Origin of the sequence: Halalkaliarchaeum sp. AArc-CO, from assembly GCF_024972735.1 — an archaeon.
Classification (GTDB): domain Archaea; phylum Halobacteriota; class Halobacteria; order Halobacteriales; family Haloferacaceae; genus Halalkaliarchaeum.
The window spans coordinates 2995153-3012260 of sequence record NZ_CP087723.1; the positions used below are offsets into that span (position 1 = coordinate 2995153).

At 61.8% G+C, this 17108-nt stretch carries 18 protein-coding genes; 12 read left to right on the top strand and 6 right to left on the bottom strand.

The annotated features are described in order from the left end of the window. Positions 1-54 precede the first annotated feature (54 nt). From AArcCO_RS15770 to uvrB, 3 genes are read left to right on the top strand one after another with little or no spacing between them, the layout of a single operon-like run. Positions 55-591 carry a cation:proton antiporter regulatory subunit gene (locus AArcCO_RS15770; RefSeq protein ID WP_259534436.1) on the top strand — a complete coding sequence of 179 codons (537 nt, stop codon included), beginning with the start codon at positions 55-57 and terminating at the stop codon, positions 589-591. A 23-nt stretch (positions 592-614) separates the two neighbouring features. Continuing rightward, the gene (locus AArcCO_RS15775) at positions 615-1844 is read left to right on the top strand and encodes a cation:proton antiporter (RefSeq protein WP_345780870.1); all 1230 of its coding nucleotides are present in this window, start codon (positions 615-617) and stop codon (positions 1842-1844) included. 40 nt (positions 1845-1884) lie between these two features. Further along, on the top strand, positions 1885-3981 hold the full coding sequence (gene uvrB / locus AArcCO_RS15780; protein ID WP_259534437.1) for an excinuclease ABC subunit UvrB: 2097 nt from the start codon (positions 1885-1887) through the stop codon (positions 3979-3981). A gap of 30 nt (positions 3982-4011) precedes the next feature. Here the strand turns inward: uvrB and AArcCO_RS15785 are convergent, their stop codons facing one another. Together AArcCO_RS15785 and AArcCO_RS15790 are read right to left on the bottom strand one after the other, a co-directional pair. Next, positions 4012-5103 (bottom strand): SPFH domain-containing protein, encoded by a 1092-nt coding sequence (locus AArcCO_RS15785; protein ID WP_259536481.1) that lies wholly within the window; start codon positions 5101-5103, stop codon positions 4012-4014. 177 nt (positions 5104-5280) lie between these two features. Beyond that, a complete protein-coding gene (locus AArcCO_RS15790) occupies positions 5281-6477 on the bottom strand; it encodes a helix-turn-helix transcriptional regulator (RefSeq protein WP_259536537.1) in 1197 nt (398 codons plus the stop codon). 131 nt (positions 6478-6608) lie between these two features. On the opposite strand from AArcCO_RS15790, the gene AArcCO_RS15795 reads away from it, so the two are divergent. Both AArcCO_RS15795 and AArcCO_RS15800 read left to right on the top strand, forming a co-directional pair. Next, positions 6609-6800 (top strand): DUF7554 family protein, encoded by a 192-nt coding sequence (locus AArcCO_RS15795; RefSeq protein WP_119821583.1) that lies wholly within the window; start codon positions 6609-6611, stop codon positions 6798-6800. Positions 6801-6819: 19 nt separating this feature from the next. After that, complete coding sequence (locus AArcCO_RS15800) at positions 6820-7416, top strand: 2'-5' RNA ligase family protein (protein ID WP_259534438.1); 597 nt, start codon at positions 6820-6822, stop codon at positions 7414-7416. Between the two features lie 51 nt (positions 7417-7467). On the opposite strand, the gene AArcCO_RS15805 is transcribed toward AArcCO_RS15800, so the two are convergent. Further along, positions 7468-8211: a DNA polymerase sliding clamp gene (locus AArcCO_RS15805; protein ID WP_259534439.1), complete on the bottom strand. Its 744-nt coding sequence runs from the start codon at positions 8209-8211 to the stop codon at positions 7468-7470. A 127-nt stretch (positions 8212-8338) separates the two neighbouring features. Then, positions 8339-8911 carry a CDP-2,3-bis-(O-geranylgeranyl)-sn-glycerol synthase gene (locus tag AArcCO_RS15810; RefSeq protein ID WP_259534440.1) on the bottom strand — a complete coding sequence of 191 codons (573 nt, stop codon included), beginning with the start codon at positions 8909-8911 and terminating at the stop codon, positions 8339-8341. A gap of 691 nt (positions 8912-9602) precedes the next feature. Here AArcCO_RS15810 and AArcCO_RS15815 point away from each other — a divergent pair. From AArcCO_RS15815 to AArcCO_RS15835, 5 genes are all read left to right on the top strand, one after another. Further along, positions 9603-10244 carry a divisome-positioning GTPase DipA gene (locus tag AArcCO_RS15815; protein ID WP_259534441.1) on the top strand — a complete coding sequence of 214 codons (642 nt, stop codon included), beginning with the start codon at positions 9603-9605 and terminating at the stop codon, positions 10242-10244. A gap of 122 nt (positions 10245-10366) precedes the next feature. After that, positions 10367-10690 (top strand): divisome-positioning protein B, encoded by a 324-nt coding sequence (locus tag AArcCO_RS15820; RefSeq protein ID WP_259536482.1) that lies wholly within the window; start codon positions 10367-10369, stop codon positions 10688-10690. Positions 10691-10699: 9 nt separating this feature from the next. Beyond that, positions 10700-11362 carry an OapC/ArvC family zinc-ribbon domain-containing protein gene (locus tag AArcCO_RS15825; protein WP_259534442.1) on the top strand — a complete coding sequence of 221 codons (663 nt, stop codon included), beginning with the start codon at positions 10700-10702 and terminating at the stop codon, positions 11360-11362. A 213-nt stretch (positions 11363-11575) separates the two neighbouring features. Beyond that, the gene (locus AArcCO_RS15830) at positions 11576-12754 is read left to right on the top strand and encodes an aspartate kinase (protein WP_259534443.1); all 1179 of its coding nucleotides are present in this window, start codon (positions 11576-11578) and stop codon (positions 12752-12754) included. 72 nt (positions 12755-12826) lie between these two features. Next, the gene (locus AArcCO_RS15835) at positions 12827-13474 is read left to right on the top strand and encodes an HAD family hydrolase (protein ID WP_259534444.1); all 648 of its coding nucleotides are present in this window, start codon (positions 12827-12829) and stop codon (positions 13472-13474) included. Here the strand turns inward: AArcCO_RS15835 and AArcCO_RS16005 are convergent. Next, positions 13471-13560, bottom strand: a complete 90-nt coding sequence (locus tag AArcCO_RS16005) for an adenosine deaminase (protein WP_119821598.1) — start codon at positions 13558-13560, stop codon at positions 13471-13473. The two genes, AArcCO_RS15835 and AArcCO_RS16005, sit on opposite strands and share 4 nt — an antisense overlap. Positions 13561-13653: 93 nt before the next feature. Here AArcCO_RS16005 and AArcCO_RS15840 point away from each other — a divergent pair, with 93 nt between their 5' ends. Further along, positions 13654-14091 (top strand): hypothetical protein, encoded by a 438-nt coding sequence (locus tag AArcCO_RS15840; protein WP_259534445.1) that lies wholly within the window; start codon positions 13654-13656, stop codon positions 14089-14091. Positions 14092-14110: 19 nt separating this feature from the next. On the opposite strand, the gene AArcCO_RS15845 is transcribed toward AArcCO_RS15840, so the two are convergent. After that, positions 14111-14950: a proline dehydrogenase family protein gene (locus tag AArcCO_RS15845; RefSeq protein ID WP_259534446.1), complete on the bottom strand. Its 840-nt coding sequence runs from the start codon at positions 14948-14950 to the stop codon at positions 14111-14113. Between the two features lie 177 nt (positions 14951-15127). On the opposite strand from AArcCO_RS15845, the gene AArcCO_RS15850 reads away from it, so the two are divergent. Then, positions 15128-16984, top strand: a complete 1857-nt coding sequence (locus AArcCO_RS15850) for a methyl-accepting chemotaxis protein (RefSeq protein WP_259534447.1) — start codon at positions 15128-15130, stop codon at positions 16982-16984. The last annotated feature ends 124 nt before the right edge of the window (positions 16985-17108 follow it).

Sequence of the window (17108 nt, forward strand, 5' to 3'; positions counted from 1 at the left end):
CCAACGGAGACGACGTTTGCCCACAATTATGTATCGGACGCCAGTATGTCCGGTATGGAAATTTACGAGAGCGATCTCCCCGGCGTGGGTAAGAAACACGAGATCGACCTCACCGACGGATCGCGGCTCGTGATCGTCACTCACAACACCGGAAAGCGGGAAGTGTTCCTCAGACCCGACGACGACGCCGACTCCGAGAAGTTGTTCGAACTGTCCGACAGGCTGGCTCGGACCGTCGGAACCGTTCTGGAGGGGGCGTACTTCCAGCCGATTGAGTCGGATAGCGTCGAAACCGCCCTCGGGGGTGACACGCTTCTGGAGTGGTTTGCGGTCGACGAACACTCCCCGCTCGTCGGGAAGACCCTCGAAGCGGCCGACATCGGCCAGCGAACCGGCGTGTCCGTGATCGCGATCGAACGGGACGGCGAGACGATCGGTAGCCCGACGTCGGACGACGATATTCGATCGGGCGATACGCTGGTTGTCATCGGGAGCCGCGACGACTGTGAGGCGTTCGAGGAGCTTTTGACCGGTGGGGGACGAGACGCGGACGTCGACAGCGTCGACGACGATGGGGACGGTGAAGCGTGACCGACGTGAGGAGGTAATCTCGAATGGCCAGTGAACTGTTGCTCCTCGAGGTCGGCATCCTGTTTGCGGCCGTCGCGATCGCGGGACTGATCGCGACGCGGCTGGGCCAGTCCGTCATCCCCTTTTATATCGTGTCGGGAATGCTGTTGTCGCCGTTCGTCCTGGGGCGGCTCGACATGCCGTACGTCGCCGAAACGGAGTTCGTCAAGATCGGTGCGGAGTTGGGTATCGTCTTCCTGCTGTTTTTCCTCGGGCTGGAGTTCAACCTCGATCGACTCATCGAGAGCAAACAGGAGATCGGAACCGCCGGAACGATCGATCTCGTGATCAACTTCGGCGTCGGGCTGATCCTGGGATATGCGCTCTTTCGCGATCCGCTCGCGGCGTTTCTGGCCGCGGGGATCGTCTACATCTCTTCGTCGGCGATCATCACCAAGTCGCTGATCGACCTGGGGTGGATCGCGAACGACGAGAGCGCGCCGATGCTCGGCACGCTCGTGTACGAGGACCTCGTGATCGCGGTGTATCTCGCCGTCGCCTCGGCGATCGTACTCGGCGGCGACGGGTTCGGCGATGCGGCAGTCTCGATCGGGATCGCGATGGGCTTTATTCTGCTGTTGCTACTGGCGGTCTACTTCGGCACCAGCTACTTCGCCCGCGTTCTCGAGACGGATTCCAACGAGTTCGTCGTGTTGCGGGTGATCGGCGTGACCGTCCTCATCGCGGGAGGGGCGCTCGCGCTCGGCGTGAGCGAGGCGGTCGCCGCCTTCTTCGTGGGGATGGCCTTTTCGGCGACCGGGCACGTCCACGAGATCGAAAACCTGCTGGAGCCGGTCAGGGACACCTTCGCCGCCGTCTTCTTCTTCTGGATCGGGCTGATCACCGATCCGCTGTTGTTCGCGGGAGTCGCAGGCCTCATCGCCGCGGCGGTGATCGTCACGACCCCCACGAAGCTCGTCTCCGGGTTCCTCGGCGGCAAGGCGTACGATCTCGACGATCGTCGGAGCACGCGCGTCGCGCTCGGCATGACCACGCGCGGGGAGTTCTCGCTGATCATCGCGACGATCGCGCTTGCGGGCGCCGAGGCGGGGACGTTCCCGGAAGCGCTCGCGACCGACATCAACGCCTTCGCCGTCGGCTACGTGCTGGTGATGGCGATCCTCGGAACGACGCTGATGCAGTACTCCGAACCGTTCGAACGGTTCGTCGTCGAGCGTCGGAACGAAAGCGACGCCTCGGTTGCCGCCGACTAACAACGGTCGGCGTTTAGTAGCTGGGACCCGTTGATCGACCGTGAGCGACGCAGACACCCCACTGTCACCCGACCGCCCCGAAGTCGACCGACCGTTCCGGGTCGACGCCCCCTTCGATCCCGCCGGCGACCAGCCCGACGCGATCGAGAAGCTGGTCGAGGGGTACCGAGAGGGCGCCGAAAAACAGACCCTCCTGGGCGTCACTGGGTCCGGGAAAACGAACACCGTCTCCTGGGTTGTCGAGGAACTGGAGCGTCCGACGCTGGTACTGGCACACAACAAGACGCTCGCCGCCCAGCTGTACGAGGAGTTCAAGAACCTCTTTCCGGACAACGCCGTCGAGTACTTCGTCTCCTACTACACCTACTACCAGCCGGAGGCGTACGTCGAGCAGACCGACACCTACATCGACAAGGAGATGTCGATCAACGAGGAGATCGATCGGCTACGTCACTCGGCGACGCGGTCGCTTTTGACCCGCGAGGACGTCATCGTCGTAGCGTCTGTGTCGGCCATCTACGGACTCGGCGACCCCGCGAACTACCGCGAGATGGCTCTGGAGATCGAAGTGGGGGAGGAGATCGGGAGAGACGAACTGCTCGCGGCGCTCGTGGACCGAAACTACGAGCGCAACGACGTCGACTTCCACCAGGGAACATTCCGTGTTCGGGGCGACACTGTCGAGGTGTTCCCGATGTACGGCCGGTATCCCCTCCGGATCGAACTGTGGGGCGACGAGATCGACCGGATCTCGAAGATCGATCCGCTGGAGGGGACCGTCGAATCCCGGGAGCCCGCGACGCTTATCCACCCCGCCGAGCACTACTCGATTCCCGAGGAACGCCTCGAACGGGCCATCGATGAGATAGAGGAGCTACGGGAACGCCGAGTCAACTATTTCGAACGGCAGGGGAACCTCGTGGCCGCCCAGCGGATCGACGAGCGCACGACGTTCGACCTGGAAATGCTCCGGGAGACCGGCTACTGTTCGGGGATCGAGAACTACTCACTCCATCTGTCGGACCGGGAGTCCGGGGAACCACCGTACACGCTTTTGGACTACTTTCCGGACGATTTCCTCACCGTCGTCGACGAGTCACACCAGACGCTCCCGCAGATTCGGGGACAGTTCGAGGGTGACAAGTCACGCAAGGAGTCGCTCGTGGAGAACGGCTTCCGGCTGCCCACTGCGTTCGACAACCGGCCACTCACCTTCGAGGAGTTCGAGGAGAAGACCAGAAAAACCCTGTACGTCTCCGCGACGCCGGGCGAGTACGAACGCGAACAGTCCGCACAGGTCGTCGAACAGATCGTCCGGCCGACGTATCTGGTCGACCCGGCGATCGAAATCCAGGACGCCACCGGACAGGTCGAAGACCTCATGGGACGGATCGACGACCGGATCGGCCGGGGCGAACGGACCCTGGTGACGACGCTGACCAAGCGCATGGCCGAGGACCTCACGGAGTACCTGGAGGAGGCCGGCGTCGACGTGGCGTACATGCACGACGAGACGGACACGCTGGAGCGACACGAGATCGTTCGCGACCTCCGGATGGGGAACATCGACGTGCTCGTCGGGATCAACCTACTCCGGGAGGGGCTCGACATCCCGGAGGTGTCGCTGGTGGCGATCCTCGACGCCGACCAGGAGGGGTTCCTCCGGTCGGAGACCACGCTCGTCCAGACGATGGGACGTGCCGCCCGAAACGTCAACGGCGAGGTCGTGTTGTACGCCGACGAGACCACCGACGCAATGGAGTCGGCGATCGAGGAAACGAGGCGGCGTCGACGGATCCAGCGCGAATACAACGAGGAACACGGCCACGAGCCGACGACGATCGAGAAGCCGGTCGGCGAAACCAACCTGCCGGGGTCCGAAACCGACACGAGTGGGCTGGCGGGCGACGACGTCGACGACGCCGAGGAGGCCGCCCGCCGGATCGAACTCCTCGAGGATCGGATGCAGGAGGCCGCAAACAACCTCGAGTTCGAACTGGCGGCGGACATCCGCGACCGGATTGCGGAACTCCGACGAGAATTCGACGTGGATGGTGAGGACGATCGCGACCGTGGCGTGCCGCCGGAGGTCGTCCCGACCGGTGACGTCCCGACCGAGGACGTCGAACCCGAGTAAAAAATCGTCTGTCGTTTCGGTTCGGCGAACTCAGGACCGATCGACTTCCGGAATGATCTCTTCGTCGTCGACGGGCGCCTCGCCCTCGGCAGTCGGGACGTCACCGCTCGTCCCCTCGATCTCCAGGGACTCCAGTTCCTCGAGTGCGGACTCGATGTCGTCGAGCCCGAGCATCTCTTCTGTCTCCTCGTCGAACTCGAGAGCGTCGAGCGCCTGCATCTCCTGGACGTCTGCACCCGAAAGTTGTTTGCCGTACCGACCGACGAGACTGGTCAGCTCCTGGGGCAACACGAACGTGGTCGACTCCCCTTCCCCGATCGCTTCGAGGGTTTCCATGCCGCGTTCGATGATTGCGCGTTCGCCCATCGCTTCCGCGGATCGGGCACGAAGCACCGTCGAGATCGCATCCCCCTGCGCTTCCAGGATCTGGCTCTGCTTTTCACCCTGCGCCCGGATGATGTTCGAGCGTTTGTCCCCCTCGGCGCGTTCGATCGCCGACCGGCGTTCCCCCTGGGCTTCGAGGATCATCGCCCGGCGACGGCGCTCGGCGGAGGTCTGTTCCTCCATCGCCCGCTGGACCTCGCGAGTGGGGTTGACCTCGCGAACCTCGACCGATTCGACGCGGATCCCCCACTCGTCGGTCGGTTCGTCCAGTTCGGTCCGGATCTTCGCGTTGATGGTCTCCCGGCGCGAGAGCGTGTCGTCCAGTTCCATGTCCCCGATGACCGCACGGAGGGTCGTCTGTGCGAGATTGGAGACTGCACGTTTGTAGTCGTCGACCTCCAGGAACGCCTTTTTGGCGTCCATCACCTTGATGTAGACGACCGCGTCGGCCGTCACCGGCGAGTTGTCCCGTGTGATCGCCTCCTGTGTGGGGACGTCGAGCGTCTGAGTCCGCATGTCGAACGGGTACGTCCGGGAGACGAACGGCGGGATGACGTGGAGCCCCGGTTCGAGCACGCGGCGGTACTCCCCGAAAATGGTGAGGGGCCGCCGTTCGTACGCCTCGACCACTTCGAAGGCGCTCATCAGCGTGATCGCCGCGAACAGGACGAACAGGATCCCCACCCCGACGAGGAGGTCACCCAGGAGGAGGGCGTATCCGAGCGCGAGGACGCCGATGAACGCCACGGCGCGCTTGAGGCTGTCGGGAGCGCCCGTGGCACTCATCCGCCCAAGCTTGCGAAGGAAACTCATACATGATCATCGAGTCCCGCACTCTTGGGCGTTTCCCCGGCGAGACCGTCGTTCTCCGGTGCGGAACCAGCGCTCCCCGATCAGCTCCAGTGTCTTCCCCGATCAGGGCCGGTTCTGGTCGTTCTGCTCGTCCTCGTCCGGTAGCTTGAGGACGTTCTCTCGACCGAGACGGAAGCTCTCGAGTTTCCCGTCCTCGCGAAGCGAGCCGACGACCTGGCTCGTCCGGGCGTCGGTCCAGTCCATTTCCCGGACAACCTCCTGCTGTTTCATCCGGCCGCCGTGCTCCCGAACGAGTTTCAACACTCGCTCCTCGGGGCTCAACAGTTCCTCGGCCGGCGGTGTGGGTTCGGCGTCGTCCTCGTTGCCGTCCTCCGATCCGGCGGCAACCCCGGTGGTCGAGTCTTCGCCGGTGGTGGCGGTGGCTCCCGGGTCGTCCGCTCCGGCGTCGCCGACCCCACTGCGACGGCGGAGATAGACGAACGCCACGGCGACGATCGCGATTGCAAATATTCCGGCGATGACCGCACTCGAGATCGGCGTTTCCGCGGGATCAGTAGGATCCGTTGGCTCCCCGGGTTCGGTCGGTTCCGTCGGATCTGTCGGCTCTGCCGGTGTCGGGACGATCGTCACTCTCGGTTCGTCACTCGAGAAATCGAACGGGCCGTCCCAGGTCGCGCTCGTCGACGACGACCTCGTCGGGTCGGGCCTCACCTCCGAGGCCTCGTAACCGTCCGGCCACGCGAGGACGAACCGGCTGTCCCCGTCGAGGAACAGTCCGGAGATCGCATCACCTGCCAGGATCGTGTCCTCCTCGACGGCGGCGAATCCACCCCAGGTAAACGAATACACCACTACCCCATACTCCCGAGCGAGCGTCTGTCTGTACGTTTCCACGGTGACGTCCGAAACCGACATCTCTCGACCGGTTGACTCCTCGGCGGTGGCGACGGTCGACTCCATCCGGTCGCGGAACCGGTCGACGTACGGCGTCTCGTTTTCCTCGATTTCCGTTTCCAGTTCCTCGAAGGCCGTCTGGCTCTCCTCGTCGGCCAGGAGGAAGCGGTACTCAACGGTCCAGACCGCGTCCCCGTTCTCGTCGACGTCAGCCTCGAGGAGGATGTCGTCGGCGTCTGCGTCGTCCGTCTGGAAGAACGGGTCCTCGAAGGTGGCCGGATCGGTATCGCCGAATGTGGCAGTTCCCGAACCTGCGATCCCCGGACCGGCAAACAGGATCGCTGCCCCCACGAGTGCGACGCTCACTGCGAGAACGAACACCAGCGACCGGTTCCGCCAGTCCATGCCTACCGGTGATTGTGACCCCCGAGGAGAAAGTCGTTATCATCTGCGACAACTTCCCGGTCGTTGATCGGTGTTCATTGTGGTTGTGAATCCGACACAGTCTTTTTGTCCCCGACGAAACGAGAGTTCGTATGGATCTCCGCAGCGCAATCGAAGTCGAAACCCTCCTGAAAATCGTGCTGGGGCTGGTCGTCGTGTGGCTCGTACTCGAGGTGCTGGGCGCGGTACTCCGGATCACCACGGCGTTTTTCCGGCTTTTGACCCCAGTTATCGGTCTGGTGATCGTCATACTCATTGTGTTGTGGTTGCTCGACCGGATCTGATAATAGATGGACACGTTCGATGTTCAGCCTCAACGTCCCGTTACCTCCCGCCGTCGATCGCCTCGTCGACCATCTGCGTCCGGAACTGACGCGATTCGATCGGATACGGGAACGGCGTACCCTCGTCTGCAAGCGGCTCGGCGTCGACGTTCTCTCCGATCCACACCGTCCTCCTGAAAAGGACGCCGCGCTCTCGGAGCTCCGATCGGAACTCCGGCCGCTCGTTCGCGGAACCGATCCGTTTCGGGTGGAGATAACGGGTATCGACGCCTTCGAAAAGCCGACAGCGGGTCCGGGACCGGTCGTGTACCTCGCCGTCGAAAGCGAACCACTGGTTCGTCTCCACTGGCGGCTCGTTCGGGCGTTCGGTGCGATCGAAGGGATCGAAGGCGAAGCGTACGTCCCTCACGTGACGCTTGCACGCGGGCTGGAAAATCGGTCGAACGAGTTCGGGAACCGAACGAACGAGTTCGGTCGACAGAGCGGTCCGGGGCTCAAACGGGAACTCGATCGGTTGCGGTCGGCCGCCGGCGAGATCGACGTGGAGTGGCAGGTCGACGAACTGGAGTTGTGGGATCCGGAGTTTCGGGAATCTGCGGGCAAAATTCGACTGTAAAGGTTCTGAGCGAGAAACTCCGGAGTTAGTCTCGGGAGTCAGTCTCGGGAGTCAGTCGCTCTGGATCCGGGGCGCAAGCATGTAGGTCACCTGACCGAGCCCCTCCGAGAACTCGTAGTGGAGTTTGACCGGGAACTCCTCGCCGAGTTCGACGACGACTTCCGCGTCGCCCGGGATCGCCTTGTTCATGTCCTTGAGATAATCCAGCGAGAACAGCGAGTCAGCGGGACCGACAGTGAGATCGATGAGGTCCTCGGTGGTGAGTTCGAAGTCGACGTCGTCGGTATCCCCCTCCGCCTCGATGTAAAAGGCCTCGGTGTTGTCGTCGACCCGCAGCCGGATGTGGTCACTGACCATGTCGGAGGCTTTGATCCCGCGATCGAGCTGTGCTCCTTCCAGGACGATTTCCGCCGGCAGATCCAGGTCGGGGATGTCGGGCTCCTGCCGGATCGCGTCCGGGTCGATGAGCGCGAGCGTGTACGAGAGGCCATCCATCTGGATGTGGAGCTTGCGGGTCTCCTCGTCGAGTTCGAGGTGAACCAGATCGTCGCTGTCGGCCATGCTCGCGATGTCCTCGAGACGATTGAGGTTGACGCCGATGACGCCCCCGTCAGCCTCGTAGGACTCGAAGGCCGCTGCCTCGAGAGTGAGATCGACCATCCCCACGTTCGCGGGATCGACCGCCCGGATGGAGAGTTCGTCCTCGTTCAACCGGATCTTGCACTCGTCGACCAGCACGCTCACCGAGTCGAGCGCGTCCCGGAGCGTGGACGCGCTCACGATGGCCTTGAACATATGAGGAGTGATACGGCACCTCGCATTAAAAACCACCCGTTTCCTGGCTGTTTCGAACGGATCCACAGCCGGTACGAGCCGGATCCGCCGACCTTGCAGTAGTTGGCGAACAAGCGATTTACCAAATTTACCACGGCTCGTCTTTCAGTCCGAGGCGGTACGCGAAAACGTTGGTCCCGACGTGAAGCACCGGGGTGATGACAAGCACTGCCAGAACGATCGCGACGGAGAACGTGTCGAAAAACCAGTCGCTCGCGAACACCGCCGAAAGGACGAGTCCACCGACGACAAAGTCCAACTGATCGAGTCCCGGGAAGGCGGCCCCCCGTTCGCGTCCGGTACGACGTTTGAGGAACGAAGCGCCGATGTCTCCGACCATCGCCCCCAGCGCCAGGCCGAACGCCGCTGCGATCGGAAAGCTCGGAAGGTCCACACCGACCGCGACGCCGATCGGTTCGACGACGAGGTTCAAAACCATTGCAAGGAGAACACCCGCGATCGTCCCGGCTGCGGTGCCACGCCAGGTTTTTCCGTCACCGAGGACGCGTTTCCCGTTCCACGTCGCACCCCCGTCGATCGGTCGCCCGCCACCGGCGACGACCGCGACGTTGTTCGGAATATATGCTGGTAACATTACCCAAAAAGCGGTGACAACGACGGAAAATGTAGAAGCTATCACGAGCACGACGGATCCAGCCATATCGGAAGGACGAAAGCGGAGGTAAAAGGGCCGACGGTTCCAGGCTCCGCGTTCGCGAATCTAGAATCGGTTTCTCGATCGTGCCGATCCTCGCCTTCTCCAACAGTTGGAGTATTCATCCAACAATCGGACCCCCCCACCCCTTCGTTTCAGGTGGAACCGGAAACACGTGGGTAGGGGGGCAGAACTATCTATTATAAACAAGTAGTTTTAACACTTTGTAGCTAAAACAATATCCGCAAACTATTCTCTTACTATTTTTCATCTGGTTAATTGTTGTTAAGTAAGGACGATGGATAGCTACAAGGAGCTCTCCTGAATGTTTCTCGTGTTCACTCTATCGCTCTTTTCGGGTTCCACCTGAAACGAAGGGGTGGGGGGCGGAGGGAAGGAGTGGGGGCCGAAGGAAAGGAGTGAGGGCCGAAGGAAAGGAGTGGGGGCCGAAGGGAAGGAGCGGGGGCCGAAGGGAAGGGGCGAGGGAGGCGGAAAGCAATGGAGAAACAAAAGCTAGAGGGGACGAACGCAACGAAAGATCATGGAACGTTAGCTCGCCCGTTTTCGCGATCGAGTCAGTCAGTAAACAACGTGTGATTCCGGATATGTGTCTGACGCAGATTTAAGTGCGCACGGGGACGTGAATGCGGTATACGGTCGCGTATCGACCGAAACGGAGGACTTCAGGAGGCCACGGATGGGACTGATAACGAACCTGAAAGACAGCATTTCACGGGCCGCGGACCGACTGTTCTCGGCATCCGAGCCCAAACGAATCGGCATTTACGGTCCGCCTAACGCAGGCAAGACGACCCTCGCCAACCGGATCGCTCGCGACTGGACGGGGGATGCAGTCGGACCGGAGAGTCACATTCCACACGAAACGAGGCGTGCACGCCGCAAGGAAGGTGTCGAGATCGAACGGAACGGCCGAACGGTGACGATCGACATCGTCGACACGCCCGGGGTGACCACGAAGGTCGACTACAAGGAGTTCCTCGACCACGACATGGAGAAAGACGACGCCGTCCGACGCTCCAGGGAGGCGACCGAGGGGGTGGCGGAGGCGATGCACTGGCTTCGAGAAGACGTCGACGGTGTCATATACGTTCTCGACTCGACGGAGGACCCCTTCACCCAGGTGAACACCATGCTGGTCGGGATCATCGAGTCCCAGGACCTGCCGGTGCTCATCCTGGCGAACAAGACGGACCTCGAGGAGTCGCAGATACAGCGCGTCGCCAACGCGTTCCCGCAACACGAGACGATACCGCTGTCGGCGCTGGAGGGAAGCAACATGGACGAAGTGTACGACAAGATCGCGGAGAAGTTCGGGTGATACAGATGCCCGAAGCAACACCTACCGACCTGGAGCCCGTTCCCGGGGAACCGGACGGGACCAACGGAACCGACGGTGGCAACGGTAACGGCGTCAGGATCGACCTGATAAGCGGCGCCCGAATGGAGGGATTAACCGGGATGGAGAAGATCCGGCTCATCCTTGACGGCGTCCGGGACGGGAACATCGTCATCCTCGAGGAGGGGCTGTCACCCGACGAGGAGTCGAAACTCATCGAGGTGACGATGACCGAGATCAGCCCGGACGACTTCAGCGGGATCGAAATCGAGACGTATCCTCGGGCGGAAACCGCCAACCAGTCGATCCTCGATCGCATTATGGGTCGAGAATCGACGAAGAAACTCACGGTGATCGGGCCGGCGAATCAGATCGAGACGCTCCACAAAGACGAGAACCTGATCAGCGCACTCGTCTCTCGGAAGTGAACGCCGGACATGCCTCATCAGTGTACCTCCTGCGGTCGGGTTTTCTCTGACGGCTCGAAAGAGATGCTTTCGGGTTGCCCGGACTGTGGAGGGAACAAGTTCCAGTTCCGGCCGTCGAGTGCGGTCGAAAAGCAGCGGAAATCCGCCTCGGAGATGAAAAAGCGAAAGCGGTCGACTTCCGATACGGGGTCCTCGTCAAGAACCGCGGGAAGGTCGGATAATCCGACGGTCGAACGGAAGGAATCGACCACAGAACAGCAGGACGAACCCCGAAACGAGGGGGAAGTAGTGTCTTCCACGGACCTGGGCGATTCCCCGGAAAACCGCGCGCAGGCGGACGCTCGATCCGGCGTCGTTTCAGAGGAGGAACTTTCGGCTCTGGCGGAATCCACGAGTGGGGACACGGAGTCGTCTCCCGACGAGGGAACCGGGCGAGCTTCCGACAGGGAAGTCGAGGGGGAACGCGTCCCCGAGAACGTCGACCGTCCGGACCTCTCCCAGCTCCGCGAGGAGCTCAACAGTCAGTTCGAGAGCATCAAGATCGTCAGCCAGGGGCAGTACGAACTCAACCTGATGGAACTCTACGACCGGCAGGAGTACATCATCTCCCTGCAGGAGGACGGCCGATACGTCATCGAGATGCCGGACGCGTGGGGACCGGACGACGAGTGAATCTCGTGGACTGCGATGTGTTCGGCTGGCAACCGTTGATGAAGTGGACACAGTTATCCGCGTTCCCCTGCTACCGGGGCGCATGAGCACGTTTCACCTTCGTGATCGAGGGCTCCCGGTAGTGGCATCCGGGGGCGTGTCCGAAGGACCAGGCGGATCGAACGGGTCGGCGTCTGCAGAGGCCTCTTCCATGCGAACTCGGGGTGAGTGTTGATGCGGGTGGTTGCGAAGTTCGGCGGAACTAGCCTGGGCAGCGGCGACCGGATCAACCGGGCTGCCGATTCGATCGCCAACGCGGTGCGGGAAGGCCACGAGATCGCAGTCGTCGCGAGCGCGATGGGATCCACCACCGACGATCTCCTCGAGGAGATCACCTTCGAGACCGAGGATTCCGACAGGGCGGAGATCGTCTCTATGGGGGAACGCACCAGCGTCCGGATGCTCAAGGCGGCACTCGCCGCCCGGGGGATCGATGCAGTGTTCGTCGAACCGGGCAGCGACCTGTGGCCGATCGTCACGAACGAACACGGGGAGGTCGACGTCGAGGTGACCAAACGTGGAGTCGAGGCGCTCGCGGCCGAACTCGGGAACGTGGTCCCGGTCGTCACCGGATTCCTCGCGGAAACACCGGACGGCCGCGTCACGACGCTCGGACGGGGCGGCAGCGACACCACGGCGGTCATGCTCGGAAGATACATGAACGCCGACGAGGTCGTCATCGTCACGGACGTCGAGGGCGTCATGACTGGCGATCCCCACGTGGTCGAGGGCGCGCGAAACGTCGGTCAGATCACCGTCGACGAGCTCCGAAACCTTTCGTTCCGGGGTGCGGAAGTCATCGCCCCAAGCGCGCTCGCGTACAAAACGGACGACCTCGACGTTCGAGTCGTTCACTATCAGCACGGGGATCTGCTCACGGGCGGGACCCGCATCGAAGGCGCGTTCGAGAATCTGATCGACATGCGGGAGGAGCCGCTCGCGTGTATCACCGTTGCCGGTCGATCGATCCGAAACCGACCGGGGATCCTGGCGGACCTCTCGCAGGCGCTCAGACAAGAGGAGATCAACATCGACGCGGTCGCAAGCGGGATGGATTCGGTCACGTTCTACGTCGATGTCGAACGGGCAGAGGAGGCGGAGGCACTCCTCCACGAGGAGGTCGTCCACGACGATCTGCTCTCCTCGGTGACCGTCGAGGACGACATCGTCGTCATCCGGGTAACCGGCGGAGAACTCCCGAACCAGCCAGGAGTAATAAGCGAGATCGTGGCCCCGATCGCGGAGGCGGGGATCAACCTCCACGACGTCATTACCAGCGCCACCTCGGTCGCGCTGTTCGTCGCGTGGGATGACCGCGAGCAGACCCTGGAAATCGTCCAGCAGGAGTTTTGAATCGCCTGTCTGAAACGGGAATGAACCGGTGAACAGAGAAGGTATTTTGAAGCACCCTCTCTGAGGAAATGTATGAGCTACGACGCGGTCGTCTTCGACAACGACGGTGTACTCACGGAACTCACTCCACACGACGTGCTCCAGGACGCGGTTCGGGCTACGTTCCGAGAGTTCGACGTCGACCCGTCACCGGACGCAGTCGAAGCCCTAGTCAGGGAAGAAATCGATCCGATTTACCAGGTTTGTAAGGAATACGATCTCGACGCCGAACAGCTCTGGGCTCGACGGGAAGCAAACGCCACTAGTGCTCAAAAGGAGGCGATCGACGCGGGGATAAAGGGACTATTCGACGACGTCGACACACTCCGGGAGTTCGACGCGACCAGGGGGGTGGTATCGAACAACCAGCACGCGACCGTCGAGTACATCGTCGACGCATTCGACCTCCAGAACCTCTTTTCAGTCACGATCGGACGGGAACCGACTCTCGAGGGGTTCCTGAACCGGAAACCGAACCCCTACTACCTCGAGCGTGCAGCTTCGCGGATCGAGGCGAATTCGGTCCTGTACGTCGGCGACAGCAACGTCGACGTGGCCGCTGCTCGGCGTGCGGGGATGGACGTGGCATTTCTCCGCAGAGACCACCGGAACGGCTACGAACTCCAGTTTGAACCTACCTACGAGATCGAATCGCTTGCGGAGCTCCCGGCGCTCGTCTAGCCGAACGCGTACATCGCGAGGATGACCACGACGAGAAACGCCGACACTCCGACTGTACCCAAAACGACCTTTGTTGCCGTGCTCATACCTACGGCTCCGACGGCCGCCTTCTTAAATTCACCTCGTTCGAGCGGATCTACCAGTCACCCTTAAAAGGGAACCGACCGAAACAGTGTGGTATGCGAGTACGTGACGCGGTCGAAGCTGACGCCGACGCGATGGCAACGTTGGCGGATCGGCCGGTGGAAGTGATGCGGAACCTCGTTCACGATAGAACTGTCCGCGTCGCCGTAGACGGATCGGAAGAAAGCGTCCCGCAGGAAGGGACACCCACCGAAACCGAGTCGGAGTTCTCGGGGATACGCGGGATAGTGTCGTTCGATGCGCGTCAGAAAACGGTTCACATCACCCAGCTTGCCGGCGATGGCGAGGCAGTCGAGCGGCTCCTGGAGGAGCCGATCAGGTTCGCCCGCAGGGAGGGGATGGACGTCGAGGCGATCGTCGCTGCCGCCGACGAACAGGGCAAAGCTGCAGTGGAAACAAAGGGGTTCAGCCGGGCGGGTGACGGGCCACGGTTCGACGGGAAACCGACGGTTCGGTACCGGCTGGAACAGTGACTCGGGGGGTTCGGTTTCCTCACTGACCGAGCACTGCTCGCACCGCAAACAGGGCGTTTTCCTTGCGTTCCCGCAGCCGGCGATAGAAGTAGGAGAACCACTTGTTCCCGTAGGGGGCGTACTGCCAGACTTCGTACCCCTGAGAGGCGAGATCTCGCTGTGCGTCCTCGCGGACCCCCATCAGCATCTGGACTTCGAACTCCGTGCCGTGTTCGTCGTGGAGCCGCTTTGCATACGAGATCATCTCCGGATCGTGGCTTCCGATGCCGACGCCGCGCTCGCGGTTCTCGAAGCAGTAGCGGATCAGTTCCTTGTACGCTTCGTTCACTCGCTGTTTCCCCTTATAAGATATTTCGGGATCCTCGTTGTATGCACCTTTCACCAGCCGAAGACGACCGGGTCGGTCGATCAACCGTTCCATGTCGTCCATTGTCCGCTCGAGGTTCGCCTGGACGCACAGCCCCACGCCCCACGGATGGATGTCCATCGCTTCGTCGAACGCGTCCAGAGTCGCATCCGTGGTGGTTGCATCCTCCATATCACACCACACGAAGACGTCGTGTTCAGCTCCTGCCTCGACGATCCGGTGGAGGTTCTTTGCAAACACGTCGTCGCCGAGGTCGAGCCCGAGTTGAGACGGCTTCACGGAGACACACGCGTCCATCTCGGTTCCTGCGATGTCTTCGACTAGACTGAGGTAGGTGCGCGTGTCCTCCTCGACGGGCTTGTGATCGTCGTAGTGTTCTCCCAAGAGATTCAGGATGACTCCGACGCCGTCTTCGTTCATCTGCCGGGTGTGTTCGAACGCTGCGGCCGGCGTTTCTCCGGCGACGAATCGACCGGCGATGGGTGGCAGCATGACCCAACCTACCCCGGCCCGCATAAAGAGCGTACCGCTGTCTTCTCACAGTTCGAAAAAACGGCTCACTCTGTTACCATGATACACGGTAACTTGTATACATAAGGGGGAGAGGTTAATTTCAGTCCCGATAATTTGAACCGCGGGTATATAACAGGGTTTCAGAAATCTCCGGATATGGGAGAGAGGCGTCGCCACTCGAACCTGGGCTCGGACCTGGACACAGATCGAGGGGCGCAAACAGAAGGGGAAGTTCGGAATGAGGGGCCAATCAAGGGGACCTATCGACGTTTACTCAGACAAATTTTGCGTGCAGTCGGGGTCAACGATTCGACACGATACAAGATCCTCGCGGCTGTCGCGATCCAGTACGGGTTGTTTCTCCTCATGGCGGGACTGTTTTTCGTGGATCTCGGTGAGTATCTCCTCCCGCTGATCGCCGTGTTCGTACTCGGGGGGACCGTCGCATTTTTCAATACGATCATGCTGACCGAGTGGGACTACGTCGGTCCGATCACGGAACTCGACGAGGAGGCCAGCAAGATCGCCGACGGAGATCTCGATCTTCGGAAGATCGAGGCGGAAACGGACGACGACATTGCCAGCCTGGCGGATTCGTTTGCGGAGATGCAGGCGTATCTCGAGACGGTTGTCGACCAGGCGAACGCGATCGCCCGACAGGAGTTCGACGATCCGGTGCTCGACCAGGAGATTCCGGGGGAGCTCGGCGATGCGCTCGAGACGATGCAGGCCGACATCCAGCAGTTTACCGAGGAGGCACAACGGGCCCGAAGGGAAGCCGAGGAGCTCGCCACGAGTCTCGAACGACAGGCCGAACAGTTCGGCGAGACGATGGAGCTGGCCGCGGAGGGCGATCTCACCCAGCGACTCGACGAGGACATCGACAACGAGGCGCTCCGGTCGATTGCGGAGTCGTTCAACGAGATGCTCGGCGAGATCGAGCGGACGATCCTGGAGATGCAGGAGGTGGGTGACGAGGTCGCCGCCGCGAGCGAACAGGTCGCGTCCGGCTCGGAGGAGATAAAGCGGGCGAGCGAGCAGGTCGCCCGGTCGGTCGAGGAGATTTCCGATGGGGCGGACAGACAGACCGACCAGCTCGGCCAGGCCGCCGACGAGATGACAGACCTGTCGGCGACGGTCGAGGAGATTGCCTCCTCGTCGGACGAGGTTGCCGAGATGGCCCACCGCGCCGCCAGCCACGGCAAGGAGGGAAGCGAGCTCGCCGGCGAGTCGGCAGCGAGCATGCGGGACATCGAGAGCAAGACCACCGAAACGGTCGAGGAGATCGAGGGCCTCGACTCTCGTATCGACGAAATCGACGAGATCGTCGAAGTCATAAACGACATCGCGGAACAGACCAACCTGCTGGCGCTCAACGCCTCGATCGAGGCGGCCCGCGTCGGCGACGCCGGTTCCGGGTTCGGAGTCGTCGCAGACGAAATAAAGAGCCTCGCGGAGGAGACCCACGACGCAACCGAAGAGATCGAGGATCTCATCGACGAAATACAGGGGACGAGCCGCGAAGCCACCGAGGACATCCGCGAAATGAACGAACTCGTCGACGACGGAACGACCACGATCGAGGAGGGGTTGAACGCCCTCGAGGAAATCGTCGACGTCGTCGAGGAGGTCAATGCCGGTATCCAGACGATAAACGACACGACCGACCAGCAGGCGGAGTCGGCCCAGGAAGTCGTCGCCATGGTCGACGACGTTTCCGAGGTGAGCCGCAAGGCGGCCGAGGAGGCCCAGAACGTCTCTGCGAGCGCGGAGGAGCAGACGGCGTCCGTCTCCGAGATCTCGACGAGCGCCCAGCAACTGTCGGACCAGGCGGATCAGCTCCGTGCGACGCTGGAGACGTTCGAAGTCCGCGAGGAACCGAGGGCGAAGCAATCGAGCGAGAACGCTGGGACGTTCGAGTGGGACGCGACAGATCGACCGACTGATTCGGGGACGAACCGATCGGGAGACACGTCCGTCGCCACCGACGGGAACGGCTTCAACTGGAATTAGTTCGCCGAATAGAGATTCTGACCGGATAACGAATTGATGAATCAGTGAACGGGGCTGAAATCGTTCGAGGACAACGCTTTTATGCCGCCTCTTCGTCTGCTTCGTTTGCATCATCTGGACTTCG

Excerpts from the sequence above, each read along its gene's own strand:
- AArcCO_RS15800 (WP_259534438.1), top strand. The coding sequence starts at position 6,820 with ATGTTCAGCCTCAACGTCCCGTTACCTCCCGCCGTCGATCGCCTCGTC.
- AArcCO_RS16005 (WP_119821598.1), bottom strand. The coding sequence starts at position 13,560 with ATGAGCACGGCAACAAAGGTCGTTTTGGGTACAGTCGGAGTGTCGGCG.
- AArcCO_RS15805 (WP_259534439.1), bottom strand. The coding sequence starts at position 8,211 with ATGTTCAAGGCCATCGTGAGCGCGTCCACGCTCCGGGACGCGCTCGAC.
- AArcCO_RS15850 (WP_259534447.1), top strand. The coding sequence starts at position 15,128 with ATGGGAGAGAGGCGTCGCCACTCGAACCTGGGCTCGGACCTGGACACA.
- AArcCO_RS15845 (WP_259534446.1), bottom strand. The coding sequence starts at position 14,950 with ATGCTGCCACCCATCGCCGGTCGATTCGTCGCCGGAGAAACGCCGGCC.
- AArcCO_RS15830 (WP_259534443.1), top strand. The coding sequence starts at position 11,576 with ATGCGGGTGGTTGCGAAGTTCGGCGGAACTAGCCTGGGCAGCGGCGAC.
- AArcCO_RS15810 (WP_259534440.1), bottom strand. The coding sequence starts at position 8,911 with ATGGCTGGATCCGTCGTGCTCGTGATAGCTTCTACATTTTCCGTCGTT.
- AArcCO_RS15835 (WP_259534444.1), top strand. The coding sequence starts at position 12,827 with ATGAGCTACGACGCGGTCGTCTTCGACAACGACGGTGTACTCACGGAA.
- AArcCO_RS15770 (WP_259534436.1), top strand. The coding sequence starts at position 55 with ATGGAAATTTACGAGAGCGATCTCCCCGGCGTGGGTAAGAAACACGAG.
- AArcCO_RS15840 (WP_259534445.1), top strand. The coding sequence starts at position 13,654 with ATGCGAGTACGTGACGCGGTCGAAGCTGACGCCGACGCGATGGCAACG.
- AArcCO_RS15825 (WP_259534442.1), top strand. The coding sequence starts at position 10,700 with ATGCCTCATCAGTGTACCTCCTGCGGTCGGGTTTTCTCTGACGGCTCG.
- AArcCO_RS15795 (WP_119821583.1), top strand. The coding sequence starts at position 6,609 with ATGGATCTCCGCAGCGCAATCGAAGTCGAAACCCTCCTGAAAATCGTG.
- AArcCO_RS15815 (WP_259534441.1), top strand. The coding sequence starts at position 9,603 with ATGGGACTGATAACGAACCTGAAAGACAGCATTTCACGGGCCGCGGAC.
- AArcCO_RS15820 (WP_259536482.1), top strand. The coding sequence starts at position 10,367 with ATGGAGGGATTAACCGGGATGGAGAAGATCCGGCTCATCCTTGACGGC.
- AArcCO_RS15790 (WP_259536537.1), bottom strand. The coding sequence starts at position 6,477 with ATGGACTGGCGGAACCGGTCGCTGGTGTTCGTTCTCGCAGTGAGCGTC.
- AArcCO_RS15775 (WP_345780870.1), top strand. The coding sequence starts at position 615 with ATGGCCAGTGAACTGTTGCTCCTCGAGGTCGGCATCCTGTTTGCGGCC.